The 24,622-nt window shown below is 67.4% G+C and carries 20 protein-coding genes; all 20 read left to right on the top strand.

All coding sequences use genetic code 11. The features are described 5' to 3' along the window. Window positions 1-22 precede the first annotated feature (22 nt). Window positions 23-1,801, top strand: a complete 1,779-nt coding sequence (locus tag MNQ99_RS12015; RefSeq protein ID WP_241913100.1) for a peptidoglycan D,D-transpeptidase FtsI family protein — start codon at window positions 23-25, stop codon at window positions 1,799-1,801. Beyond that, window positions 1,798-3,456, top strand: a complete 1,659-nt coding sequence (locus MNQ99_RS12010; protein WP_422387455.1) for a UDP-N-acetylmuramoyl-L-alanyl-D-glutamate--2,6-diaminopimelate ligase — start codon at window positions 1,798-1,800, stop codon at window positions 3,454-3,456. Before MNQ99_RS12015 ends, MNQ99_RS12010 begins: the two co-directional genes overlap by 4 nt. Window positions 3,457-3,462: 6 nt before the next feature. Beyond that, the gene (locus MNQ99_RS12005) at window positions 3,463-4,986 is read left to right on the top strand and encodes a UDP-N-acetylmuramoyl-tripeptide--D-alanyl-D-alanine ligase (protein WP_241913099.1); all 1,524 of its coding nucleotides are present in this window, start codon (window positions 3,463-3,465) and stop codon (window positions 4,984-4,986) included. After that, the gene (gene mraY / locus MNQ99_RS12000) at window positions 4,983-6,095 is read left to right on the top strand and encodes a phospho-N-acetylmuramoyl-pentapeptide-transferase (protein ID WP_127514446.1); all 1,113 of its coding nucleotides are present in this window, start codon (window positions 4,983-4,985) and stop codon (window positions 6,093-6,095) included. The genes MNQ99_RS12005 and mraY overlap by 4 nt, the downstream gene beginning before the upstream one ends. Next, a complete protein-coding gene (gene murD, locus MNQ99_RS11995) occupies window positions 6,077-7,624 on the top strand; it encodes a UDP-N-acetylmuramoyl-L-alanine--D-glutamate ligase (RefSeq protein WP_422387454.1) in 1,548 nt (515 codons plus the stop codon). Before mraY ends, murD begins: the two co-directional genes overlap by 19 nt. Further along, window positions 7,624-8,946 (top strand): putative lipid II flippase FtsW, encoded by a 1,323-nt coding sequence (gene ftsW, locus MNQ99_RS11990; RefSeq protein WP_241913097.1) that lies wholly within the window; start codon window positions 7,624-7,626, stop codon window positions 8,944-8,946. Before murD ends, ftsW begins: the two co-directional genes overlap by 1 nt. A 43-nt stretch (window positions 8,947-8,989) precedes the next feature. After that, window positions 8,990-10,099, top strand: coding sequence for an undecaprenyldiphospho-muramoylpentapeptide beta-N-acetylglucosaminyltransferase (murG, locus tag MNQ99_RS11985; protein ID WP_241913096.1), 1,110 nt, complete (start codon window positions 8,990-8,992; stop codon window positions 10,097-10,099). Further along, complete coding sequence (gene murC / locus MNQ99_RS11980) at window positions 10,096-11,520, top strand: UDP-N-acetylmuramate--L-alanine ligase (RefSeq protein ID WP_241913095.1); 1,425 nt, start codon at window positions 10,096-10,098, stop codon at window positions 11,518-11,520. The genes murG and murC overlap by 4 nt, the downstream gene beginning before the upstream one ends. A gap of 158 nt (window positions 11,521-11,678) precedes the next feature. Further along, complete coding sequence (locus MNQ99_RS11975) at window positions 11,679-12,668, top strand: cell division protein FtsQ/DivIB (protein ID WP_241913094.1); 990 nt, start codon at window positions 11,679-11,681, stop codon at window positions 12,666-12,668. Window positions 12,669-12,897: 229 nt separating this feature from the next. Further along, on the top strand, window positions 12,898-14,088 hold the full coding sequence (gene ftsZ, locus MNQ99_RS11970; protein WP_241913093.1) for a cell division protein FtsZ: 1,191 nt from the start codon (window positions 12,898-12,900) through the stop codon (window positions 14,086-14,088). Window positions 14,089-14,109: 21 nt separating this feature from the next. Then, a complete protein-coding gene (locus MNQ99_RS11965; protein ID WP_241913092.1) occupies window positions 14,110-14,823 on the top strand; it encodes a purine nucleoside phosphorylase YfiH/LACC1 family protein in 714 nt (237 codons plus the stop codon). Further along, window positions 14,820-15,569: a YggS family pyridoxal phosphate-dependent enzyme gene (locus MNQ99_RS11960; protein WP_241913091.1), complete on the top strand. Its 750-nt coding sequence runs from the start codon at window positions 14,820-14,822 to the stop codon at window positions 15,567-15,569. The genes MNQ99_RS11965 and MNQ99_RS11960 overlap by 4 nt, the downstream gene beginning before the upstream one ends. A 94-nt stretch (window positions 15,570-15,663) precedes the next feature. Next, on the top strand, window positions 15,664-16,182 hold the full coding sequence (locus tag MNQ99_RS11955) for a cell division protein SepF (RefSeq protein ID WP_127514428.1): 519 nt from the start codon (window positions 15,664-15,666) through the stop codon (window positions 16,180-16,182). Between the two features lie 69 nt (window positions 16,183-16,251). After that, window positions 16,252-16,539 carry a YggT family protein gene (locus MNQ99_RS11950; protein ID WP_127514426.1) on the top strand — a complete coding sequence of 96 codons (288 nt, stop codon included), beginning with the start codon at window positions 16,252-16,254 and terminating at the stop codon, window positions 16,537-16,539. A 150-nt stretch (window positions 16,540-16,689) separates the two neighbouring features. After that, window positions 16,690-17,355, top strand: coding sequence for a DivIVA domain-containing protein (locus tag MNQ99_RS11945; protein WP_127514424.1), 666 nt, complete (start codon window positions 16,690-16,692; stop codon window positions 17,353-17,355). A 128-nt stretch (window positions 17,356-17,483) separates the two neighbouring features. Next, the gene (lspA, locus tag MNQ99_RS11940; protein ID WP_127514422.1) at window positions 17,484-18,116 is read left to right on the top strand and encodes a signal peptidase II; all 633 of its coding nucleotides are present in this window, start codon (window positions 17,484-17,486) and stop codon (window positions 18,114-18,116) included. Continuing rightward, complete coding sequence (locus tag MNQ99_RS11935; RefSeq protein ID WP_422387453.1) at window positions 18,082-19,044, top strand: RluA family pseudouridine synthase; 963 nt, start codon at window positions 18,082-18,084, stop codon at window positions 19,042-19,044. The genes lspA and MNQ99_RS11935 overlap by 35 nt, the downstream gene beginning before the upstream one ends. A 109-nt stretch (window positions 19,045-19,153) precedes the next feature. Continuing rightward, entirely contained in the window at window positions 19,154-22,633 is a 3,480-nt protein-coding gene (dnaE, locus tag MNQ99_RS11930) for a DNA polymerase III subunit alpha (protein WP_422387535.1), read from the top strand. Between the two features lie 34 nt (window positions 22,634-22,667). Beyond that, entirely contained in the window at window positions 22,668-24,011 is a 1,344-nt protein-coding gene (hisD, locus tag MNQ99_RS11925) for a histidinol dehydrogenase (RefSeq protein WP_241913089.1), read from the top strand. Window positions 24,012-24,110: 99 nt separating this feature from the next. Beyond that, window positions 24,111-24,611, top strand: coding sequence for a transcriptional regulator NrdR (nrdR, locus tag MNQ99_RS11920; protein ID WP_127514416.1), 501 nt, complete (start codon window positions 24,111-24,113; stop codon window positions 24,609-24,611). Window positions 24,612-24,622 lie beyond the last annotated feature (11 nt).

Genomic DNA, 24,622 nt, shown 5'->3' with positions numbered 1-24,622 from the left:
CGGCAACGCAAACGAGGTACCTGTGGCAGCACCAACGGCCAAGCGCCAGCCCGCCGACCGAACGGCGAGGGCCACCCGGCGGCTCCGGGCCGGACTCGCCATAGTGTTGGTCCTGTTGGTGATCCTCGGGGCCCGCTTGTTCCAGCTGCAGGGATTGGACACCGCCGGCATGGCGCAGGCTGCCGTGGACAAGCGCCTTCGCACCGTTGACCTGCCGGCGCTGCGCGGTGAGATCCTCGATGCCAACAACAAGGTGCTGGCCCGCAGCGTCCAGCGCTTCGACATCGTGGTGGACCAGCGGCTGGTCGAGGACTACACCCGGTTCGATCCGATCGGCCAGGAATCCGAAGACATCAAGATCGCCGATGCCATCGCGGAGCTGGCCGGGATCCTGGGCCAGGACGCGAAGACTGTCACCAAGGCCGTCACCGGAGACAAGCCCTTTAACTATGTGGCCAAATCCGTCACCCCGGAAGTCCAGCAGAAGATCGAAGATCTGGCCTTCCCCGGGCTGTCCGCGCGAGAGACCACCATCCGCAACTACCCGGCCGGGGCGGTGGCCGGTTCCGTGGTCGGCTTCATGCGCTCGGACGGCGTGCCGCTCGAAGGCATCGAGGCTTCCCAGAACGACGTCCTCTCCGGGACACCGGGCACCAAGACCTACGAAATCGGCGCCGATGGCATCCGCATTCCGGTGGGCACCAATGAAGAGGTCCCCGCCGTCAACGGCCAGAGCGTCCGCCTGACCCTGAACACCGATATCCAGTGGTACGCGCAGGAAGTCATCGCCGAGACCGTGAAGGACTACGGCGCCGAATACGGCACGGTCGTCGTCCTCAATGCCAAGACCGGCGATCTGATTGCGCTGGCGGATTCCACCACGGTGGATCCCAATGACCCCGGCGCTACTCCCGACGGCGACCGGCAGTCGATGGCGGTGACACGCACCTTCGAGCCCGGCTCGACCACGAAGATGATCACCATGGCAGCCGCGATCGAAGAAGGGATCACCACCCCGGCGTCGCGGTACACCATCCCGCCCAAGTCCACGGTCAACGGCCAGACCTTCCAGGACGCAACACCGCATGGCACGCTGACGCGCACCACGGCCGGCATCTTCGCCCAGTCGCTGAATACCGGAACCACCATGATCAGCCAGCAGTTGACCAGGCAGCAGCGGTATGACTACCTGCGGAAGTTCGGCATCGGGCAGGGCTTCGACATTGGCATCGGCGGCGCCAGCGCCGGTTTGCTGGCCGCTCCCGACACCTGGGACGGGCGGCAGGAATTCACCGTCATGTTCGGCCAGGGACTCGCGCAGACCGCGCTGCATACGGCCGTTGCGTTCGGCACCATCGCCAACAACGGCGTGCTGATGCAGCCGCGGCTCATCGACGCCTACATCGACCCGAACGGCACCGTGCAAGAGGCACCGGCCCAGAAGGGCAGCCGGGCCGTCTCCAAGAAGACCGCCAACCAGGTGCAGGACATGTTGGAAACCAACCCGAAGTACCACAGCGGCAAGGCCGGTAATATTGAGGACTACCGGATCGGGGTCAAGACCGGAACCGCGGAAGCGCCCTCCGCCAGCGGGGGGTTCAGCGGCTACACCATCTCGATGGCCGGCATCGCCCCGATGGAGGATCCGGAGTTCGTCGTCGTTGCGACCATCCAGCGGCCGCAGGGCGGCGTGCTGACGCTGACCGCCGGACCGACGTTCAAGAAGGTCATGACGCAGGTCCTCAACGCCTACAACGTGCCGCCGTCCACCAGCAAACGGGTCGACCTGCCGCTGGAATGAGCCAACCTGGAGAATATGTGAGTTCCACCGCCGACCAGTCCCACCGGTCCGCCTCGCCCCTGCGGCCCCCCACGGTCAGGCCGGTCCGTCTGGCGGAGCTGCGCGGCATGCTGCAGCACCGCGGCCTTCCGGTACCGGAAGGCGGCCAGGCTACGGAAGAGCTGGCCTTCACCGGCATCACTATCGATTCACGCTCGGTGGAGCCGGGGGACCTGTACATCGGCCTGCCCGGGGCACACCGGCACGGCGCTGGCTTTGCCGCGCAGGCGGCCGCGCTCGGGGCAGCGGCCATTTTGACTGACGACGACGGCGCCCGGCTGGCCGCCGAGAATGCCCCGGGGCTGCCGGTGCTGAGTTCCGCCGACCTGCGTGCCCTCGTGGGACCCTTGGCGGCGGCCATCTACCGCAGCCAGCCCGAGGGCGGCGAGGCACCCACGCTGTTCGGCGTGACCGGGACCAACGGCAAGACCACCACCACCTACTTCATCAATTCCCTGCTGGCGGCACTGGGACTGGGCAGCGGATTGATCGGCACCATCGAGATTAAGGCGGGCTCCGAAGCGATTCCCAGCGCCTTGACCACGCCGGAATCGCCCGACGTGCACGGGCTGTTGGCCCTGATGCGCGAACGGGGACTGGACGCTGCCGCGATGGAAGTCTCCTCGCACGCCATTTCCTACCGGCGCGTGGATGCTGTCCGGTTCGACGTGGCCGGCTTCACCAACCTGACCCAGGACCATCTGGACCTGCACGGCAGCATGGACGATTACTTCGACACCAAGGCCCGCCTGTTCGCTCCGGGACGCTCCCGCCGGGCGGTGGTCTGCGTCGACGACGACTGGGGCCGCCAGCTCGCCGAACGGGCGCAGGCCGCCGGAGTTGAGACGGCAACGCTGGCCACCGGCGGCGGCAGCGCCGACTGGACCGTGCGCAGCGTGGTCCAGGAAGGCCTGGGACACCGGTTCGAGCTGCACGGCCCCGCCGGCGAGGTGCTGCGCCTGCACACCGGCTTGCCGGGCACGTTCAACATTTCCAACGCCGCGCTGGCCGTGGTCATGGTGCTGGCGTCCGGGGTCGATCCGGCGCGGCTGCAGGAGGCGCTGGACAGTGCGGACCCGCTCACCGTCGAGGTGCCCGGGCGGATGCAGCTGATCAGCGAGAACCCGGCCGCCATTGTCGACTTTGCGCACAATCCGGACGCGCTGGAAAGGACGCTGGCCTCGGTGCGGCGTCCCGAACCAGGCGCCCGGGTGATTGTGGTGTTCGGCGCCACGGGAGAGCGCGACCAGACCAAGCGGCCGCTGATGGGGGCCATCGCCGCCCGACTGGCAGACGTCGTCGTCATCAGCGACGATGACCCGCACGGCGAAGACGCGGCACAGATTCGCGCCGATGTGCTGGCCGGTGCCCGAGCGGCTGCCGAGCGGGAACAGTTGCCGGCCGAAATCGTCGAGGTTTTCCCTCGCGCGGAGGCCATCGAGCGTGCCGTCGCCATGGCCGCGCCGTCGGATACCGTGCTGGTTGCCGGCCGCGGACACGAGGTCTGGCAGGAGGTCAACGGGGAGAATCTGGCCCTCGATGACCGGGTGGAACTGCGCGAGGCGCTGCAGCGGCACGGATTCGGACTGCTCTCCCCGAAGGCGGTAGAGTCCTAGATCGTCATGATTGAACTAACTGCAGCCGATATTGCGGCGATAACAGGCGGACGGGTCATTGGGGAGCCGGTCGACGGCGCGGGGGAGACCGCCGACATCACCGTGAGGTCCGCCACCACAGATTCCCGCGAGATCGAACCCGGCGGCCTGTTCGTGGCCAAGCCGGGCGAGAGCGCTGACGGCCACTTCTACGTCGGCACGGCCTTCGAAGCCGGCGCCGTGCTCGCGTTGACCGAACGCGAAGTTTCCGATTCCTCGGGCCGCGCCTTGCCGCAGATCATCGTGGCCGACGCCGTGCTGGCCATGGGTGCCATCGCTGCGGCCATCGTGGCCCGGTTGCGCGCCGCCTCGGGGCTCGAGGTCGTGGGCATTACCGGCAGCGCCGGCAAGACCACCACCAAGGACCTGCTGGCCGGCATCTTGGGCCAGGTGGCGCCCACCGTGGCTCCGATCGGCTCCTACAACGGCGAGGTCGGCGTACCGCTGACTGTCTTCGCCGCCGGTTTCGACACCCGCTACCTCGTGGTGGAAATGGGAGCCACAGGCATTGGCCACATCGAGTACCTGGCGGACATGGTCAAGCCGGGCATCGGCGTGGTGCTGGGCGTCGGCAGCGCCCACGCCGGGGAATTCGGCGGAGTGGAAAACATTGCCATCGCCAAGGGCGAGCTGGCCGAGGCGCTGCCCGCCGACGGAACAGCCGTGCTCAACGCCGACGATCCCCGGGTCAAGGCGATGGCCGCCCGCACCGGCGCGCACCTGCTCTACTTCAGCTCCGACGACAATTTCACCCTGCCCGCCGGCAGCACCGCACAGCTGCTGAGGGCCCGCGGAGCCGGCATCAACGAGGCCGGCCACCCCGGATTCACACTGTGCTTCCCGGACGGCAGCGAACACCCGGTCACGTCCGGCCTGATCGGCATCCACCACGTGGCCAACCTGCTGGCTGCCGCCGGCGCCGCCTGGGCTTTGGGCGTACCCCCGGAAACCATCGCCGCGGGCCTGAGCGGGCGCGGCCCGGCCAGCCGCTGGCGGATGGAACGGACCGAGCGGGCGGACGGCGTGACGGTGATCAACGATGCCTACAACGCCAACCCGGAATCCATGCGGGCGGCGCTGCGCACACTGGCCGAACTGGGCCGCGGCCGCCGCACCTGGGCCGTGCTGGGCGAGATGCTGGAACTGGGCGACGACACCGTTCACGAACACGACGCGGTCGGCCGGACCGTGGTCCGGCTCAACATCTCGCGCCTGATTGTGGTCGGCGCCGGCGCCCGGGCCATGCACACCGGAGCCGTGATGGAAGGCTCGTGGGGCGACGAATCGATGTGGGTCGCCAGCCCGGATGAGGCCCGCCGCGTGCTCGAAGAGCAGCTGGAACCGGGCGATCTGGTGCTGTTTAAGTCCTCCAACGGAGCCGGACTGCGGTTCCTGGGCGACCGGGTAGCATTAGGAAACCCGTCGTCGGACGATCCCGCGGCGGCTGCAGTGCGCGGTTCCGCAACCCAAGAGGAAGGCCTGGCGCAGTGATAGCCCTGCTGATCGGTTCTGCACTGGCGCTGGTCCTGTCGCTGCTCGGAACGCCGTTGTTCATCAAGCTGCTGGTGAAGAAGGGCTACGGCCAGTTCATCCGCGACGACGGCCCGACGGCGCACCACACCAAGCGTGGAACGCCCACCATGGGCGGCGTGGTCATTGTCGCCACCGTGGTGGTGGCCTATTTCACCACCCACTTGGGCATGTGGCTGATCAATGGGGGCGCACACCAGGGCCCCACCGCCTCCGGCGGCGTGCTGCTGCTGCTGATGGCCGGCATGGGCCTGGTGGGTTTCCTGGACGACTTCATCAAGATCTCCAAGCAACGCAGCCTCGGCCTCAGGGCCTGGGCGAAGATCGTGCTGCAGGGCCTTGTCGGCATCCTTTTTGCCGTACTGGCCCTGAACTTTCCGGACAGCCTGGGCCGCACACCGGCGTCGCTGAACATCTCCTTCACCCGGGACATTCCCTGGCTGGACCTTGCCTTTGGCGGCACGGTCCTCGGTACCATCCTGTTCATCATCTGGTCCAACATCATTGTCACCGCGGCCACTAACGGCGTGAACCTGACCGACGGGCTGGACGGGCTCGCGGCGGGCGCGTCGGTGATGGTCTGCGGGGCCTACATGCTGATGGGCATCTGGCAGTTCAACCAGAGCTGCGGTTCCGTCAAGGTGCCCGGTGAGGCCTGCTATGAGGTACGCGACCCGCTGGACCTGGCGTTGCTCGCCGGTGCGCTGGTCGGTGCGCTGATCGGGTTCCTGTGGTGGAACACCTCGCCCGCCAAGATCTTCATGGGCGACACCGGTTCGCTGGCTATCGGCGGCGCCATTGCCGGCTTCGCCATCCTGTCCCGCAGCGAGCTGCTGCTGGTGGTCATGGCCGGGCTATTCGTCATCATCTCGCTCTCCGTGATCATCCAGGTGGCCTTCTTCAAGCTCAGCGGCGGCAAACGGGTCTTCAAGATGGCCCCGCTACAGCACCACTTCGAGCTCAAGGGCTGGGCCGAAGTCACCGTCGTGGTGCGCTTCTGGATCATCGCCGGGCTCTGCGTGGCGGCCGCGCTGGGTATCTTCTACGCAGAATGGGTGCTCGGCTCGTGAACCGTCTTGATGCGCTGACCTCTTGGGACGCGGACTGGGCCGGACTGCGCGTGGTGGTCGCCGGCATCGGACTGTCGGGTTTCTCCGCTGCCGACACGCTGATCGAATTGGGTGCCGCCGTGGTCGTCGTCGATGGCCGCGACACGGAGGAAAACCGGGCCAAGGCCGACACCTTGAAGATTGTTGGCGCCCGGGAAGTCCTGCTCGGTGCCGAGCATGGCAGCGCTTTGCCCGACGTCGGCGGGGAACCTGCCGAACTGGTGGTCACGTCGCCGGGCTGGAGCCCGCAGACGCCGCTGTTGGCCGCCGCCGCGGACGCGGGAATTCCCCTTTGGGGCGACGTTGAATTGGCCTGGCGCGTGCGCGAACGCGCCGGCCGGCGCACGGCCGAATGGCTGGCCATCACCGGCACCAATGGCAAGACCACCACGGTGGGAATGGCCGAATCCATGCTGCAAGCGGCCGGGCTGCGAGCCATCGCCGCCGGCAACGTGGGCACACCCATCCTGGACGCCGTGCGCGATCCGATCGGATACGACGTGATCGCCGTCGAACTCTCCAGCTTCCAGCTGCACTGGACCCACAGCATGTCCCCGCTGGCCTCCGTGGTGCTCAACGTGGCCGAAGACCACGTGGACTGGCACGGGTCCTACGCCGCGTACCTGGCCGACAAGGCCAAGATCTACGAGCGGACCAAGATCGCGTGCGTCTACAACGCCGAGCAGCGCGAGACCGAGGAGATGGTCGAAGCGGCTGACGTCGTCGAAGGCTGCCGGGCCATCGGTTTCACCACCGGCATGCCGGCAGTGAGCATGGTCGGCGTGGTAGAGCGCCTGTTGGTGGACCGCGCCTACATCCAGGAGCGCCGCGACTCGGCGGCCGAACTGGCCAGTCTGGCCGATCTGGGCGACCTCGCGCCGCGGCATCAGGTTGCCAACGCGCTGGCGGCCGCCGCCCTGGTCCGGGCCTACGGCGTGGAGCCGGCCGCGGTGCGCGAAGGCCTGCGGCGGTTCGATCCGGGATCCCACCGGATCCAGAAGGTTTTGGAGCAGGCCGGGGTGCTCTGGGTCAACGACTCCAAGGCCACCAATCCGCACGCTGCCTCGGCCTCGCTGGCGTCCTTTTCCTCGGTGGTGTGGATCGCCGGCGGCTTGTCCAAGGGCGTCAACTACGACGAGTTAATCGCGGACCACGCACGCAGGCTGAAAGCGGTGGTGTTGATCGGCACGGACAACTCGGCGCTGCTGGCCTCGTTGCGGCGACACGCGCCGGATGTCCCCGTCATCGACGTCCCGCCGGAGGAAACTGAAGACAGGATGCCGACGTCGGGCGTCCCCGCCGGCGAGAGCGTGATGGCGGCAGCCGTGGAAGCTGCAGCCGGCCTAGCCGCGGACGGGGACACCGTCCTGATGGCCCCGGCCGCCGCCTCGATGGACCAGTTCACGTCCTACGCGCACCGCGGCAATGCGTTCATGGAAGCCGTCCGCCGGTTCGGGGAAGGGCAGGCACCGTCGACCAAGGAGCAGTAATGGCCACCAGCGGCACCCGCAGCGGAAGCCGGACGTCCGCCCCCGCCGTCGTCCGCGCATCCGGCACCGCCCGGACAAAGGATGCCCCTGCGGTTAAGCTCCGGCGGCTCCGCGAACGTGGAACCGTCTTGCTGGACCGGATTCAGGGCACGGGAACGCAGTCCAGCGGCGCCAGCTATTACCTGATCCTCGGCTCAGCCCTCGCCTTGACCGCCATCGGCCTGCTGATGGTGCTCTCCTCGTCTGCGGTCGAATCCATCGCCGACGACAATTCACCGTTCAGCCTGTTCGTGCGGCAGTCGATCTTCGCCGGCCTCGGCGTCACGGCGATGCTGATCCTCTCGCGCTGGAAGCCGGCCACCTACCGAAGGCTGGCCTGGCCGGGCCTCGCTCTGTCGGTCATCCTGCTGCTGCTGGTTTTCACGCCGCTCGGCGAGTCCGTCGGCGGCAACCGCAACTGGATCACGTTGCCCGGCGGGACGTCCTTGCAGCCCTCGGAAGTCGCCAAGCTGGGCATGTGCCTCTGGATGGCGGCCGTCTTGGCAGCCAAAGAACGACTGCTGGGCAACTGGAAGCACCTGGTCATCCCCGTGGTGGTGCCCGGCGCCATCCTGATTGTCGGACCGGTGCTGGCCGGCAACGACCTGGGCACGGCGATGATCCTGATGCTGATTATTGCCGGCGGACTGTTCTTTGCCGGCGCGCCGTTGAAGCTGTTTGGCATCGCCGGTCTGTGCGCTACTGCGCTGGTGCTGCTGCTGGTAGTGGTCAGCCCCAACCGGATGGGCCGCATCCTGATGTGGACCGACCAGGGCTGTGAAACCACCACCGGGCTCAACATGCAGTCCTGCAACGGGCTCTTCGCGCTGGCCTCCGGGGGCTGGTGGGGCGTGGGCCTGGGCCAAAGCCGGCAGAAGTACAACTGGATTCCGGAAGCCCACAACGACTACATCTTCGCCATCATCGGCGAAGAACTGGGGCTGCTCGGCACCATGGTCATCCTGGCCCTGTTCGGCATCCTGGCCATCGCGCTGGTGCGCACGGTGATGCGCCAGGAGTCCCTGTTCGTGCGGATCTTCGCCGGATCCATCATGGTCTGGATCATCGGCCAGGCTTTCGTGAACATTGCGGTGGTTACCGGCCTGCTGCCGGTCATTGGGGTGCCGCTGCCGTTCATCTCCTACGGCGGTTCCGCGCTGACCGTGACGCTGGCAGCCGTCGGTGTACTCTTGTCCTTTGCCCGGACCAGTGCAGCCGGCCGGAAGAAGCCGGGAGGACTGATCGGCCGGCTGCGGCAGCACACGTCCGCCGGCACCCGCTGAACCCATCCACCAGAAGCCGAGCAGAAGGTAATCCAGCCACACCATGAACACTTCCGAGCCCTCTGTGGTCCTGGCCGGCGGCGGCACGGCGGGGCATGTCAGTCCGCTGCTGGCCATCGCCGGGGCCGTGGTCGAGGCAGCCCCCGCGGCCCGCATCCTCGCCGTCGGCACCGCCGCCGGCATGGAGACCCGCCTGGTCCCGGCGGCCGGCTACGAACTGGCCACCATCGGGCGCGTGCCGCTGCCGCGCCGGCCCTCGCTTGACCTGCTGAAGCTGCCGTTCAAATTCGCCGCGGCTGTGCGCCAGGCCGCCGGCATTATCGACGGTGCGAAGGCCGACGTCGTGGTGGGCGTGGGCGGGTATGTCAGCACGCCCATGTACATCGCGGCCAAGCTCCGCCGGGTACCGATCGTGATCCATGAAGCCAACGCCAGGCCCGGCCTGGCCAACCGGGTGGGAGCACGCCTGGCCGAGCGGGTGGCGGTGGCCTTCAAGGACACCCAGTTGCCCGGAGCCCGCTGGGTTGGCATGCCGATGCGGCGGGAAATCGCCACCTTGGACCGCCAGTCGTCCCGCAGCGCCGCCCGTCGGAGGCTGGGGCTGGCGCCGGAGGAACCGACGCTGATCGTCACCGGCGGCTCATCGGGGGCACTCAGCATCAACCGGACCATCGCCGCCGCGCTGCCGGAACTCGCCGCAGCCGGAATCCAGGTGCTGCACATCACCGGCCGGAACAAGGCGTTGCGGGATGCCGAGGGGCAGTTGCTCACCGCTCCCGGCTACCACCAGGTGGAGTATGTGGACGGCATGCAGGATGTCTATGCCGCGGCCGACCTGCTGTTGGCCCGCGCCGGTGCGGCCACGGTGTGCGAAGTTGCCGCCGTCGGCTTGCCCTCGGTGCTGGTGCCGCTGCCGCACGGGAACGGTGAACAGGCCCTGAACGCAGCCTCCCTGGTGGAGGCAGGTGGCGCAGTGCTGGTCCGGGACGGAGACTTCAGCGCGCGCTGGGTTACGGACGAGCTGGTGCCGCTGTTGAAGAATCCGGCGCGGCTACAGCAGATGTCGGCGGCGGCGCACGGCCTGGGGATCCGTGACGCGGACGCGCGAATGGCACAATTAGTGCTCGAGGCAACGGGGGAGGAGCACCGATGAAAGCCACTGATTTCCACACCACCGCCAGGCTGCCGTTCGGCGAGCTCGGGGCGGTGCACTTCATTGGACTCGGCGGCGCCGGGATGTCGGCCATCGCCCGGATCCTGCTGGCCCGCGGCGTGCCGGTATCCGGTTCGGATGCGCGCGACTCGGCCGTCCTGCGGCAATTGGAGGCGCTCGGCGCCACGGTCTTCGTGGGTCACGAGGCGGGACATGTCGGCGGCGCGGACACGGTGGTGGTCTCCACCGCCATCCGGCCGGAGAACCCCGAACTGCAGGCTGCCGTTGCCGCGGGCCTGAACATTGTGCACCGTTCGGTGGCGCTGTCCGCCGCCATGGAGGGGAAGCGGTTGATCGCCGTCGGCGGAACCCACGGCAAGACCACCACCACGGCCATGGCCACGGTGATGCTGCAGGCCGCCGGGCGGGAGCCGTCGTTCGCCATTGGCGGCGATGTGGCGGCGCTGGGCGTCAACGCCGCGCACGGGGAAGGCGACCTGTTTGTCGCCGAAGCGGACGAATCCGACGCCTCGTTCCTCAACTACCGGCCGCAGGTCATCGTCGTGACCAATGTGGAGGCCGACCACCTGGACCACTACGGCTCCGCCGAAGCCGTCTATGCCTCCTTCGACCAGTTCGTGGCGCTGCTTCCCAGCGACGGCACGCTGGTTCTCTGCCTCGACGACGACGGCGCGCGCGCCCTGGCGGAGCGGGTGGCAGCGTCCGGCGCACCCTGCCGGGTGCTCGGCTACGGCTACGCGGCGGACGCCGCGTTGCGCATCGTTGAGAGCGAGTTCGCCGGCTCCGGCAGCGCCAGCCGGATCGAATACCGGGGCGGCAACTGCACGCTGCGGCTCCAAGTACCTGGCGAGCACAACATCCGCAATGCGGCCGCGGCCGTCGCCGTCGCCATCACGCAGGGCATCGATCCCGCCACCGCGGCCGAGGGGCTGGCCGGCTTCACCGGGGCAGCCAGGCGGTTCGAAGCCAAGGGCGCGGCAGCCGGGGTCCGCGTGTTCGATGACTACGCGCACCATCCCACCGAGGTCCACGCAGCCCTGACCGCCGCCCGCAAGGTCGCGGCCGGACATGCTGTACATGTGCTATTCCAGCCGCACCTGTTTTCGCGCACCCGGGAGTTCGCCGCGGAATTTGCACAGGCGCTGCAGTTGGCCGATTCGGCTGCCATCCTGGATATCTATCCCGCGCGTGAAGATCCGATCCCGGGGGTCACCAGCGAACTGATCACCAGCCGGCTGCCCTCAGGCAGCTACGCACCGGACCCGGCCCGCGCCGTGGCGGACATCGTCGCCCGGTCACAGCCCGGCGACATCGTGCTGACCGTCGGTGCCGGCGACGTGACCCAATACGGCCCCGTCCTGGTCGAGGCCCTGGAGCGGGCCTCCACCGCCGTGCAATGAGTCCGCGCAAGCCACGCACTCCCGCGGCGCGCCCTGCCGCCCCGGCCGGGCGGCCGGACGCCGCGGCGCCAGCACCGGACGCTACAGAGCGGCAGCCCGTACCCGACAGCCCGGCGGCGGCCGGCGCGGGTTCTGGGGTACGGCTCACCTCCGGAAGAGTGACGGCGCTGCCGGCGCCGGCAGCCGGCCAGGCCGCTGCGTCCGGGAAGGCGGAAACTGCCAAGCCGGTCCGATCAACCGGACCCGCCGCCGGCACTCGTCCGTCCCAGCGCGGCACCGGGGCGCCGGCGTCGGCCGCAGGAAAATCCGCAGCCGGAAAATCCGTACCCGCATCTCCGCCCCGGCCCGGCGCGGCGGCCGACTTGTTGGCGCGCTGGCGAGGCCTGCGGCCCGGGCCGTCCCACCCCTCACCGGCCGGGGGAGCCGACACCACGGTGGTCAGTTTCCCCGAACCGCCCCGGCGCAAGACCCGGCGCCGGCTGCTGATCGCGGCGGGCAGCGTCGTCGTGCTCCTTGCCGTGTTGATGTCGGTGATCTTTCTGTCCCCGGCGCTGGCGGTGAAGACCATCACGGTCGAAGGCGCCGACCTGACGGACTCCGCCACGCTCAGCGAGGCGCTGGAGCCGTTGAAAGGAATCCCCCTGGCACGCGTGGGTGAACGGGAAGTAGCTGCCCAGGTGGACCACTTTCCGGCGGTCGAGTCCGTGGAAGTCGTCGCCAAACCGCCCTCCGAACTGCATGTGCGGATCATCGAGCGCACCCCCGTCGCCGTGTTGAAGGACGGCAAGAAGTTCGTGCTGATCGACGAATCGGGGAAGGCACTGGCCTCGGTCCGCAAGCGCAGCGAGGCCAAACTGCCGTTGATCGACGGCGCCAAGGCCGCGGAGGATTCTGATGTTTTCGCGTCGATCACTGGAGTGCTCGGCGCGCTGCAGCCGGAGGTACTGAAACAGCTCGACCACGCCTCGGCCCGGTCGGTGGACTCGGTGGAACTCCAGTTGACCAACGGCCAGAAGGTACTGTGGGGGAATGCGGGGCAGCAGGAGCTCAAAGCCACCGTGCTGCAGGCGCTGCTGCAGGCGAAGGGCGTCAAGGGCAAAGCCAGCGTCATCGATGTGAGCACGCCCACGCGCCCGGTGACCCGATGAGGTCCGTTGCGGGCGGGCGCGAGACGCCACAGCCGCCGATCGCGCGACACGCGGAGCCCGGTCATTGTGCCGACCCGGCCTTCCGTCTAGCGTCTCGGATAGGAACTACTTGACATAACTCTAACCTTCAAGTTGAAGGTTAAGGTTCAGGTGAAACTACCGGACCGCGGGGACCCGCCCGCTCCGGCAGAACTGATCAGTGCACAGACTCGAGCAAGGGACACAGGACGTGGCAGCACCGCAGAATTACTTGGCCGTCATCAAAGTCGTCGGCATCGGCGGCGGTGGCGTGAATGCCGTCAACCGGATGATCGAGGTGGGGCTCCGCGGCGTGGAGTTCATCGCGATCAACACCGATGCTCAGGCACTGTTGATGAGCGACGCCGACGTCAAGCTCGACGTCGGACGCGAGCTCACCCGCGGACTGGGCGCCGGAGCCGACCCGGAGGTGGGCCGCAAGGCCGCCGACGACCACGCCGAAGAGATCGAGGAAGTCCTGCGCGGGGCGGACATGGTCTTCGTGACGGCCGGCGAAGGCGGCGGTACCGGTACCGGCGGCGCGCCCGTGGTGGCCCGGATCGCCCGTTCGCTCGGCGCGCTGACCATCGGCGTCGTCACCCGGCCGTTCACGTTCGAGGGCCGCCGCCGGTCGAACCAGGCCGAAACCGGCATCGAGACGCTGCGCGACGAAGTCGACACCCTGATCGTGATCCCGAATGACCGCCTGCTGTCCATCAGCGACCGCAACGTCTCCATGCTGGATGCCTTCCGCTCCGCCGACCAGGTGCTGCTCTCCGGGGTCCAAGGCATCACCGACCTGATTACCACCCCAGGCCTGATCAACCTCGACTTCGCCGACGTCAAGTCCGTGATGCAGGGAGCCGGCTCTGCGCTGATGGGCATCGGCTCGGCCCGCGGCGAGGACCGTGCAGTCAAGGCCGCCGAACTGGCCATCGCGTCTCCGCTCCTGGAAGCCTCCATCGACGGCGCGCACGGCGTGCTGCTCTCGATCCAGGGCGGCTCTGATCTGGGCCTGTTCGAAATCAACGAGGCCGCACGGCTGGTGCAGGAAGTCGCGCACCCCGAGGCGAACATCATCTTCGGCGCCGTCATCGACGACGCCCTCGGCGACGAAGCGCGGGTCACCGTCATCGCCGCCGGCTTCGACCAGGTGGATGTCACGTCCGCAGCCCCGGCCCAGAAGCCGGCAGCGGCGCCGGCAGGTGCTCCCGCCGTGCCTGCCGCGCAGCCCTCCGTGCCGGTTTCCGAACCGGCGGAGCACGGCTTCGGTGGCATGGTTGCGCAGTCCGCGCACGTGCCGGCCGATGCCGGTTTCGACATGGACCTTCCGGCCATCGTGGAGCCGGACCTCAGCGCGGGCCGGGTCGACGACCTGGACGTACCGGATTTCTTGAAGTAACCAGTCCAGGAGGGTCCGGCAGTGTTCTGGTGGAAGCAGCAGGTCCACACCGGCGTGTGGGCCGCATTCACCGACCGCTCGGCCGGCAACCTGGGCCTCCACGTGGGCGACGACGCCGCTGCCGTGCACCGGCGGCGTAGGTCGCTGGAGGGCGCCCTGCCGGTGCCGGCCGGCTCGCTGCGGTTCATGAACCAGGTGCACTCCGCCGAGGCCGCGGTCGTGTCGACCGACGGCCCGGCTTCGACGCAGGCGGCCGTGACGGCCGATGCGCTGGTGAGTCCCGACGGCGCGGTGCCGCTGGCCGTGATGGTTGCGGACTGCCTGCCGGTGGTGCTGGTGGGGACACTGCCCGACGGCGGTGCCGCCACCGCGGTGGCGCATGCCGGCCGCCGCGGACTCTTGGACGGGGTGCTGGCCAACGCCGTTGCCGGGCTCCGGGAAGCGGGCGCCGGCGCGCTGCAGGCATGGATCGGGCCGTCCATCTGCGGAGCCTGCTATGAGGTCCCCGAGCAGATGCAGGCCGACGCCATAGCCCGGATTCCCGAGCTGGCATCGAGGACCGCATGGGGCACCCCGGCACTCGATCTCGCCGCCGGGGCCACCGCAGAGCTGGCCGGACTCGGCGTGGAGGCACACCGGGTACATGGCTGCACCCGGGAGGAAGGCCGGCTGTACTCCTACCGGTTGGATGAACGCACCGGCCGGTTCGCCGGCCTGGTCTGGAAGGACGCATGAGCACGAACTCCCGGAAGGCTGAACTTTCAGCGAATCTGGAACGCGTCCGGGAGCGGATCGCCCGGGCCGCCGCCGGCCGCCCGGCGGAGCCGGAACTGATTGTGGTGACGAAGTTCTTCCCCGCCTCCGACGTGGCGCTGCTGCATGATCTGGGCGTGAGAGACGTCGGGGAGAACCGGGATCAGGAAGCCGCCGCGAAGGCCGCGGAGCTGGCCGGCCGCGGGCTGCGCTGGCATTTCATCGGGCAGCTGCAGACAAACAAGGCCAAATCGGTGGTCCAATACGCTGACCTGCTCCATTCGGTGGACCGGCCGCAACTGATCCAGGCGCTGCGCAAGGCGATGGCGGCCGAGCAGCAACGGCGGCAGGCTGCCGGCCTCGAGCCCCGAGCGGATCTCGGCTGCCTGATCCAAGTGGACCTTGACGAGTCGGACCTGCCGAAGGCAGCCGGAACAGCGGCCCGCGGCGGTGCCCGGCCCGGGGAGATCAGGGCGCTGGCCGACGCCCTCCAGGAGGCTGAGGGATTGGCTCCGGCCGGCCTGATGGCGGTCGCGCCGTTGGGCGCAGACCCGGCCCGGGCGTTCGGACGATTGGCTGAACTCTCGCATCGGCTGAAGGAAGAGCATCCCGGGGCAGGCATGGTTTCGGCAGGGATGAGCCAGGACCTCGAAGCGGCGGTCGCCGCGGGCGCGACACACCTCCGTGTCGGATCCGATGTCCTCGGACCGCGACCGGCCGTGCGGTAGCGTTTTTGATAGGCAGGCTCTTTGCCGGAACCCAAGTTCGTGACCGGGGCCGTGCAAGGCATGCAGCAGCGCTGAAGACAGGATGGGAGCTACCATGGCAGGCACACTGCGCAAGACAATGATTTATCTTGGGCTCGCCGATGGTGACGAGCACTACGAACCCGAGCAGACGGACACCGCCGCTCGAGATGAGGAGCAGCCCGTGGACCAGCCCCGACAGGAGCGCCGCGCGGAGCCTGCGCCGGCACCGGTGAAACCGGCTGCCGAAGAATACCGTGCCCCGGTGACGCCGATCAAACGCGCACCGTCAGCCCGCGAGGACGCCACCGTGCTGCACCAGATCACCACCGTGCACCCGCGCTCCTACAACGACGCCAAGATCATTGGCGAGAGTTTCCGCGACGGCATCCCGGTGATCATGAACGTCACGGACATGGGCGAAGCGGAAGCCAAGCGACTGGTCGATTTCTCCGCCGGCTTGGTCTTTGGCCTGCACGGTAGCATTGAACGGGTTACCAATAAGGTTTTCCTGCTCTCGCCGTCAAGCGTGGAAGTGCTGGGTGAGGACCGCAAGTCCAGCGACCAGCAGGCCAGTTTCTTTAACCAGAGCTAGCCTGCCGTACTTCCCGGGAGGCGTGCCGCCCGTCAAAATCCTTCTAGCGCTAGGAATCGTGGAACCGGCGTGTCCATCATTTTCGTCCTGCTGTACCTGATCTTGATGTTGTTCCAGCTGGGCTTGATCGTGCGCATCGTTTTCGAGGTCGTGCAAGCCTTCGCCCGGCGCTGGAGGCCGCGCGGCATCGCCCTGGTCGCTGCTTCCGTCATCTACACCGTGACCGACCCGCCGCTGAAGGGTCTGCGCAGGATCATTCCGCCGCTGCGGATCGGCGGATTCGCGCTTGACCTTGCCTTCCTCGTGCTGTTCCTCGCCGTGACGATCGCCATGGCGGTTGTGGCGGGTTTGGCCTGACCGACGGCGCGTTAGTGTTCGTCTCCGAAACGATATATTCTGATTCAGATATAGCTGGCGGATGTCCTTGCACGGGGACTATTCGCTACCGTTGTTATGAATCCAGCACGTTGCATTCATGACCCACACGAACCAGTATGAGGTGACCAGATGGCTTTGACGCCAGAAGACGTTGTCAACAAGAGGTTCCAGCCGACTAAGTTCCGCGAAGGCTATGACCAGGATGAGGTTGACGACTTTCTCGATGAGATCGTCGTTGAACTCCGCCGGCTGAACCAGGAGAACGACGAACTTCGCAAGAAGCTGGCTGAAGCCACGTCGGGCCAGGCTCCGGAGGCCTCCGTGCCGGCTCCGGTGTCGGCCGCCCCGAAGACCGAACAGGTCCGCGAACAGGTCAAGGAAGAACCGAAGGTCGAGCCCAAGGCGACGGAAGAGCCGAAGCCGGCTCCCGCCGCCGCAGCGGCACCCGAGACCGACCGCTCCGCTACCGCCGAGTCCGCGGCAGGCGTGCTGGCCATGGCCCAGAAGCTCCACGACGAGTACGTCACCGCCGGTGTGGAGCAGCGGGACAAGATCATCGCCGAGGCACAGCTGGAAGCCAGCAGCCTGGTCAATGACGCCGAAGAAAAGAGCCGCAAGACCCTGGGCAACCTCGAGCAGCAGAAGGCTGTGCTGGAGCGCAAGCTCGAGCAGCTGCGTGGCTTCGAGCGCGACTACCGCGCCCGTCTCAAGGCCTACATCGAAGGGCAGCTGCGCGATCTGGAAGCCCGCGGCTCCTTCGCTGCCCCCGAGGTCAAGGACAGCGCCGACGCGTAAGCGCGGAAGGTAACTGACGGCCCTGTTCCACAGGGTTCCCCATGGCCGGCGCCGGGATCATCCTGCCGCCGGCCATTGCCTTTGGACACCGCATCGGTGCCCCGGACGGCACTGAAGACGAGAGAGACATGTCAGAAACTCCACCGGCAGCTGACCGATCCGACGACGGCGCGGCGGCCGAGACCGGACAACGCAAGGGCAGGGGCCGGTTCATCCTGCTGCTGGCAGGCTGCGCGGCCTTCGCCTATGCCTTTGACCAATTGACCAAGTGGTGGGTCGTGTCCACCATGACCGAGGGGCAGATCACCCCGGTGCTGCCGCCGCTGCTGCACTGGCATTTCATCCGCAACTCGGGCGCCGCGTTCTCCATCGGCCAGGACCACACCTGGGTGTTTACCCTGGTGATGTCGGCCGTCGCCATCGCGATCCTGGTCTACGCCCGCAAGGTCCGGTCCCTGTGGTGGTCCGTGGCGCTCGGCTTCCTGCTGGGCGGCGCGCTGGGGAACCTGACCGACCGGCTGTTCCGCGAACCCGCTTTCGGCCTCGGGCACGTGGTGGATTTCATCGCTTTCCCCAACTTTGCGATCTTCAACATCGCCGACTCCGCCGTCGTCGGGGCAGTCATCCTGTGGTGCGTGCTGACTTTCATGGGGATTGGCATGGACGGCACTCGGCAGACCGCCAAGTCCGGGGACCGCACCGCGAACGGGGACGGCAAGCCGCTCGATGGGGGCAGGCCGGCAGGGGAGAGCGGTGACTGACGACGTCAGGGTCGTCGAGCTGGACAGTAGTACGGCCGGCGAACGGGCAGACACGGTTGTCGCCGCCCTACTGGGAATATCCCGCTCGGCCGCCGCGGCACTTTTCGGCGACAAATGCGTGGAACTGGATGGCCGAGCCATCGCCAAATCGGCAAAGCTCCCCGAACAGGGGAGCCTGCGCATTGCCGTACCGGAGCAGCGGGATCCGCTCGCCGTCGTGGTGGAAGAGGTTGAGGATTTGAAGATTCTCGGAGACGAGGACGATTTCGTCGTCATCGACAAACCGGTGGGTGTGGCGGCGCATCCGTCGCCCGGTTGGGTGGGCCCCACCGTGGTGGGTGCCCTGGCAGCGCGCGGCTACCGGATTTCGACGTCGGGTGCCGCCGAGCGTGCCGGGATCGTCCATCGCCTGGACGTGGGAACCTCCGGCGTGATGGTGGTGGCCAAGACCGAGCATGGCTACACCTTGCTGAAGCGGGCGTTCAAGGACCGCACGGTGGACAAGGTCTACCACGCACTCGTGCAGGGCCTGCCGGATCCGCTGGAGGGCACGATCGATGCGCCGATCGGCCGGCACCCCGGCTACGACTGGCGGTTCGCCGTGGTGGAAGACGGTCGCCATTCGCTGACCCACTATGAGGTCATCGAGGCCTTCGGCAAGGCCTCGTTGGTCGAAGTGCATCTGGAGACCGGCCGGACCCACCAGATCCGCGTGCACTTCTCGGCGCTCCGGCATCCCTGCGCCGGCGACCTGACCTACGGTGCCGACCCTAAACTTGCCGCGGCGCTGGGCCTGACCCGGCAGTGGCTGCATGCCAAAAAGCTTGGCTTCCACCACCCCGGCAACGGGGAGTGGGTTGAATACGAAAGCGAGTACCCGCAGGACCTGGCTTACGCGCTGCAGGCACTGGCCGAACACCGCGTGTAGCCCGGGACTGGCTGGCTCCGACACCTAGAATGAAACGGTGGCAGCAGTGACTTCTTCCAAGACCGGCAACGATTCCTTCGTCCATCTTCACAACCACACCGAGTACTCGATGCTCGATGGTGCCGCGCGGCTGACCGACTTGTTCAGCCACACCGAGGAACTGGGCATGAACGCCGTGGCGACGACGGACCATGGGTTCGTCTTCGGTGCCTTCGATTTCTGGAACAAGGCCCGCAACGCCGGGGTCAAACCCATTGTCGGCGTCGAAGCCTACCTGACTCCGGGCACCGCCCGGGCGGACAAGACGCGCGTGCGCTGGGGCGATGGCGGACGCAACGACGTCTCCGGCGCCGGCGCCTACACCCACATGACCATGTGGGCCGAGACTACCGAAGGCATGCACAACCTCTTCCGTGCCTCGTCGCTAGCCTCGCTGGAAGGCTACCTGTACAAGCCCCGGATGGACCGGGATCTGCTGCAGACCTATGGCAAGGGCCTGATTGCCACCACCGGCTGTCCGTCCGGCGAAGTCCAGACCAAGCTGCGGCTGGGCCTCTACAACGAGGCCAAGCAGGCCGCCTCCGATTTCCGGGACATCTTCGGCAAGGAGAACTTCTTCTGCGAGCTGATGGACCACGGACTGGACATCGAGCGCAACGTGCAGACCGACCTGCGGAAGCTGGCGCGCGAACTCGGCCTCCCGTTCGTGGCCACCAACGACCTGCACTACACGCACGCCGAGGATGCCAAGTCGCATGCGGCGCTGCTGTGTGTGCAGTCCGGTTCTTCGCTGGCCGACCCGAAGCGGTTCAAGTTCGATGCGGACGAGTTCTACCTGAAGTCCCCGGCGGAGATGCGGGCCATCTTCCGCGATGTGCCCGAGGCCTGCGACAACACCCTGTTGATCGCCGAGCGCTGCAACGTGGAGTTCAACACCAAGGCCTCCTACATGCCGGTGTTCCCGGTGCCGGAGGGGGAGAACGAGGAATCCTGGTTCGTCAAGGAAGTCGAGAAGGGCCTGCAGTACCGGTTCCCGACGGGCATTCCCGACGATGTGCGCAAGCAGGCCGAATATGAGATCGGCATCATCCTCCAGATGGGCTTCCCCGGCTACTTCCTGGTGGTGGCCGACTTCATCAACTGGTCCAAGGACCACGGCATCCGCGTTGGCCCGGGCCGCGGTTCCGGTGCCGGCTCGATGGTGGCCTACGCGATGCGCATCACCGACCTGAACCCGCTCAAGCACGGACTGATCTTCGAGCGCTTCCTGAACCCGGACCGCGTCTCGATGCCTGACTTCGACGTCGACTTCGATGACCGGCGCCGCCCGGAAGTAATCAAGTACGTCACCGAGAAGTACGGTGACGACCGGGTGGCCATGATCGTCACGTACGGCACCATCAAGGCCAAGCAGGCGTTGAAGGACTCTTCCCGCGTGATGGGCTATCCGTTCTCCACCGGCGAGCGGCTGACCAAGGCCATGCCGCCGGATGTCATGGGCAAGGGCCTGACGCTGAAGGAAGTGCACGATCCCAGCGCCAAGCGCTACGGCGAGGCCGAGGAGATGCGCGAACTGCTCAAGTCCGACGCGGATTCCGCCAAGGTCTTCGAAACCGCGCTGGGCCTGGAGGGGCTGAAGCGCCAGTGGGGTGTGCACGCCGCCGGCGTCATCATGTCCTCGGATCCGCTGATCGACATCATCCCGATCATGCGCCGGGAGCAGGACGGCCAGGTCATTACGCAGTTCGACTATCCCACCTGTGAGGGCCTCGGCCTGATCAAGATGGACTTCCTCGGACTGCGCAACCTGACGATCATCACGGACGCCATCGAGAACATCAAGATGAACCAGGACGTGGACCTGGACCTTGAAACGCTGGACCTGGACGACCGCGGGTCCTACGAGCTGCTTGCCCGCGGCGACACCCTGGGCGTCTTCCAGCTCGACGGCGGCCCGATGCGGTCGCTGCTGAAGATGATGCGGCCGGACAACTTCGAAGACATCTCCGCCGTCATCGCCCTGTACCGGCCGGGTCCGATGGGCGCCAACTCGCACACCAACTACGCCCTGCGCAAGACCGGCCTCCAGGAGATCACCCCGATCCACCCGGAGCTGGAAGAACCGCTGCGGGACATTCTGGACACCACCTACGGCCTGATCGTGTATCAGGAGCAGGTGATGGCGATTGCCCAGAAGGTGGCAGGCTTCTCACTGGGCCAAGCGGATATCCTGCGCCGCGCGATGGGCAAGAAGAAGAAGTCCGAGCTGGACAAGCAGTACGCCGGCTTCCACCAGGGCATGGTGGACCGCGGCTACTCCGAGGCTGCCATCAAGGCACTGTGGGACATCCTGCTGCCGTTCTCCGACTACGCGTTCAACAAGGCGCACTCGGCCGCCTACGGCCTGGTCTCCTACTGGACGGCCTACCTGAAGGCGCATTATCCGGCCGAGTACATGGCCGCGCTGCTCACCTCGGTGGGGGACGACAAGGACAAACTGGCGCTGTACCTGAACGAATGCCGCCACATGGGCATCACCGTGCTGCCGCCGGATGTGAACGAATCTGCGCTGAACTTCACCCCGGTGGGCAAGGACATCCGCTTCGGCATGGGCGCCATCCGCAACGTCGGCGCCAACGTTGTGCACGCCATGGTGGGTTCCCGCGACGAGAAGGGCAACTTCGCCAGCTTCAGCGACTTCCTGCAGAAGGTGCCGGCAGTGGTCTGCAACAAGCGCACCATCGAGTCGCTGGTCAAGGCCGGTGCCTTTGACTCGCTGGGCCATCCGCGCCGCGCGCTGGCGATGATCCACGAAGAAGCGGTGGACTCGGTCATCGTGCTCAAGCGCAACGAGGCCGCCAACCAGTTCGATCTGTTCAGCGCGTTCGACGACGGCGGCGAAACCGCCGGGGGACTCGCCGTTGATGTGCCGGACCTGCCCGAGTGGGACAAGAAGGACAAACTGGCCTTCGAGCGCGACATGCTGGGCCTGTACGTTTCCGACCACCCGCTGCAGGGACTGGACGGGATCCTGAGCCAGCACGCGGACATGTCGATCACCTCGCTGATCGGCGAGGACGGCCCGCCGGACGGACAGATCATCACCATTGCGGGCATGATCACGTCACTGCAGCGCCGGATCGCCAAGAACAGCGGCAACGCCTATGCCCGCGCCGAGGTCGAGGACCTCGGCGGCTCGATGGAGGTCATGTTCTTCGGCCAGGCCTATGCGCCGATCGCCACCGTGCTGGCGGAAGACCTGATCGTGGTGGTCCGGGGCCGGCTTCAGCGCCGCGACGACGGTGCGGTCACCCTGAACGCGCAGGAACTGACCGTGCCCGACCTCAGCGACGGGCACTCCGGTCCGGTGGTGATCTCGATGGCGAGCTTCAAGGCGACCGAGTCGGTGGTCACCGCGCTGGGGGACGTGCTGCGAACGCATCCTGGCACTACCGAGGTGCAGGTGCGGCTGAACAGCTCCCGCAAGGTCGAGGTGATGAAGCTGGGGGTGGACTTGCGGGTCAACCCGAACCCCTCGCTGTTCGGCGACCTCAAGGTGCTGCTGGGGCCGGCCTGCCTCGACGCCTGACCAGGCGGTGGCGAAGGGTCAGTAGAATGGGTGGGTGACTTCTGCAGCCAACACCTTTAGCGATTTCCCCACCCTGGACCTGCGCGGCCGCAGCCTCGGCACCGCCGAACTGAAGGCCGCGATGCCACGCGCGGACACCACGTTCGACGCCGCCACCGGCGCAGTCGAGGAGATCATCGGCAAGGTGCGCGCGGACGGATTCGCCGCCTTGGCCGAGCTCGCGCGCAGGTTCGATGGCGTGGAGCAGCGTCATCCGCGCGTGCCGGCGGCGGCGCTGGGCGAGGCCCTGGACCAGCTGGACCCGCAGGTCCGTGCCGCCTTGGAGGAGTCCATCGCGCGTGCCCGGCGGTTCGCCGAGGCGCAGAAGCCGGGGGACACCGACGTCGAAATCAGTGACGGGGCAGTGGTGACGCACAAGTGGATCCCGGTGAACCGTGTGGGGCTGTATGTTCCCGGCGGGCTGGCGGTGTATCCATCCTCCGTGGTCATGAACGTGGTGCCGGCACAGGCAGCGGGCGTGGCATCCATCGCGCTGGCCTCGCCGCCGCAAAAGGACTTTGGTTCGCTGCCGCACCCCACCATCCTGGCCGCCGCCAAGCTGCTGGGCATCGATGAGGTCTATGCCATCGGCGGCGCGCAGGCGGTGGCAGCCTTCGCCTACGGTGTGCCCGCCAACGGTCACGGCCCGGCGCTGGAACCCGTGGACGTGGTGACCGGACCCGGCAACGTTTTCGTGGCCACGGCCAAGCGGCTGGTCAAGAGCGTGGTGGGCATCGACGCGGAAGCGGGCACCACCGAGATCGCCATCCTGGCCGACGAGACCGCCAATCCGGCGTTCGTGGCCGCCGACCTGATCAGCCAGGCCGAGCACGACCCGCATGCCGCCTCCGTGCTGGTCACCGCGTCCGAGGAACTGGCGCAGGCCGTGCGTGCGGAACTCGGCCGGCAGATCGCCGGGACCAAGCATGCCGAGCGTGTCCGCCAGGCGCTGTCCGGCCCGCAGTCGGGCACCATCCTGGTGGACGGGCTGGAACAGGGCATCGCCGTGTGCGACGCCTACGCCGCCGAGCACCTGGAAATCCAGACCGCCGACGCAGCCGCGGTAGCCGCCCGGATCCGCAACGCCGGGGCGATCTTCGTGGGCGACTATAGCCCGGTGAGCCTGGGCGACTATTGTGCCGGCTCCAACCATGTGCTGCCCACCAGCGGCACCGCCACATTTGCCAGCGGCCTCACTGTGACCACCTTCCTGCGGGCGGTCCAGGTGATCAATTACGGCAGTGGAGCGCTGCGGGAGGTCAGCGGACACATCGACGCGCTGTCCCGGGCCGAAGACCTCCCCGCGCACGGCGATGCGGTAGCCGTCCGGTTCGCCTGAGCGGCTCAAACCCCAACATGTAGTAATCACAGTCTTGTAATTCACCTAGATATAGTTCTAGGATGAATTTGTTGCTGTTCCCCACGGAAGGAGTGTTGCGTGTATTGTCCGTTCTGCCGCAACTCCGATTCCCGGGTAGTGGACAGCCGGCTGACCGATGACGGCTCGGCGATCCGCCGTCGCCGGCAATGTCCGGCCTGCGGGCGCCGGTTCACCACGGTGGAGACCACCAGCCTCAGCGTGATCAAGCGCTCGGGGGTCAGCGAGCCGTTCAGCCGCACCAAAGTGGTCAACGGCGTGCGCAAGGCCTGCCAGGGCCGGCCGGTGACGGAAGACGACCTGGCCATGCTGGCGCAGGAAGTCGAAGAATCGGTCCGGGCCAGCGGCGCGGCGGAAATCGACGCCCATGAGGTGGGGCTGGCAATCCTCGGCCCGCTGAAGAAGCTGGACCTGATCGCCTTCCTGCGGTTCGCTAGCGTGTACCAGGGCTACGAGTCGCTGGAGGATTTCGAGTCCGCCATCGACCAGCTGCGCCGCGACGCGCAGAAAAACGGCCAGCAGGGGCCGGAAGGCCGGCAACGGCCGCTGACAGCGCAATAGCGCACAGAGAC

It is taken from the genome of Arthrobacter sulfonylureivorans (assembly GCF_022637435.1).
Classification (GTDB): Bacteria; Actinomycetota; Actinomycetes; order Actinomycetales; family Micrococcaceae; genus Crystallibacter; species Crystallibacter sulfonylureivorans.
This window is presented reverse-complemented; position numbering and strand designations above follow the sequence as displayed.

Bases quoted from the DNA above. Each gene is read 5' to 3' on its own strand.
- MNQ99_RS12010 (WP_422387455.1), top strand. From the start codon at position 1,798: ATGAGCCAACCTGGAGAATATGTGAGTTCCACCGCCGACCAGTCCCAC.
- MNQ99_RS12005 (WP_241913099.1), top strand. From the start codon at position 3,463: ATGATTGAACTAACTGCAGCCGATATTGCGGCGATAACAGGCGGACGG.
- murD (WP_422387454.1), top strand. From the start codon at position 6,077: ATGGGTGCTCGGCTCGTGAACCGTCTTGATGCGCTGACCTCTTGGGAC.
- ftsW (WP_241913097.1), top strand. From the start codon at position 7,624: ATGGCCACCAGCGGCACCCGCAGCGGAAGCCGGACGTCCGCCCCCGCC.
- murG (WP_241913096.1), top strand. From the start codon at position 8,990: ATGAACACTTCCGAGCCCTCTGTGGTCCTGGCCGGCGGCGGCACGGCG.
- murC (WP_241913095.1), top strand. From the start codon at position 10,096: ATGAAAGCCACTGATTTCCACACCACCGCCAGGCTGCCGTTCGGCGAG.
- MNQ99_RS11960 (WP_241913091.1), top strand. From the start codon at position 14,820: ATGAGCACGAACTCCCGGAAGGCTGAACTTTCAGCGAATCTGGAACGC.
- MNQ99_RS11955 (WP_127514428.1), top strand. From the start codon at position 15,664: ATGGCAGGCACACTGCGCAAGACAATGATTTATCTTGGGCTCGCCGAT.
- MNQ99_RS11945 (WP_127514424.1), top strand. From the start codon at position 16,690: ATGGCTTTGACGCCAGAAGACGTTGTCAACAAGAGGTTCCAGCCGACT.
- lspA (WP_127514422.1), top strand. From the start codon at position 17,484: ATGTCAGAAACTCCACCGGCAGCTGACCGATCCGACGACGGCGCGGCG.
- MNQ99_RS11935 (WP_422387453.1), top strand. From the start codon at position 18,082: ATGGGGGCAGGCCGGCAGGGGAGAGCGGTGACTGACGACGTCAGGGTC.
- dnaE (WP_422387535.1), top strand. From the start codon at position 19,154: ATGCTCGATGGTGCCGCGCGGCTGACCGACTTGTTCAGCCACACCGAG.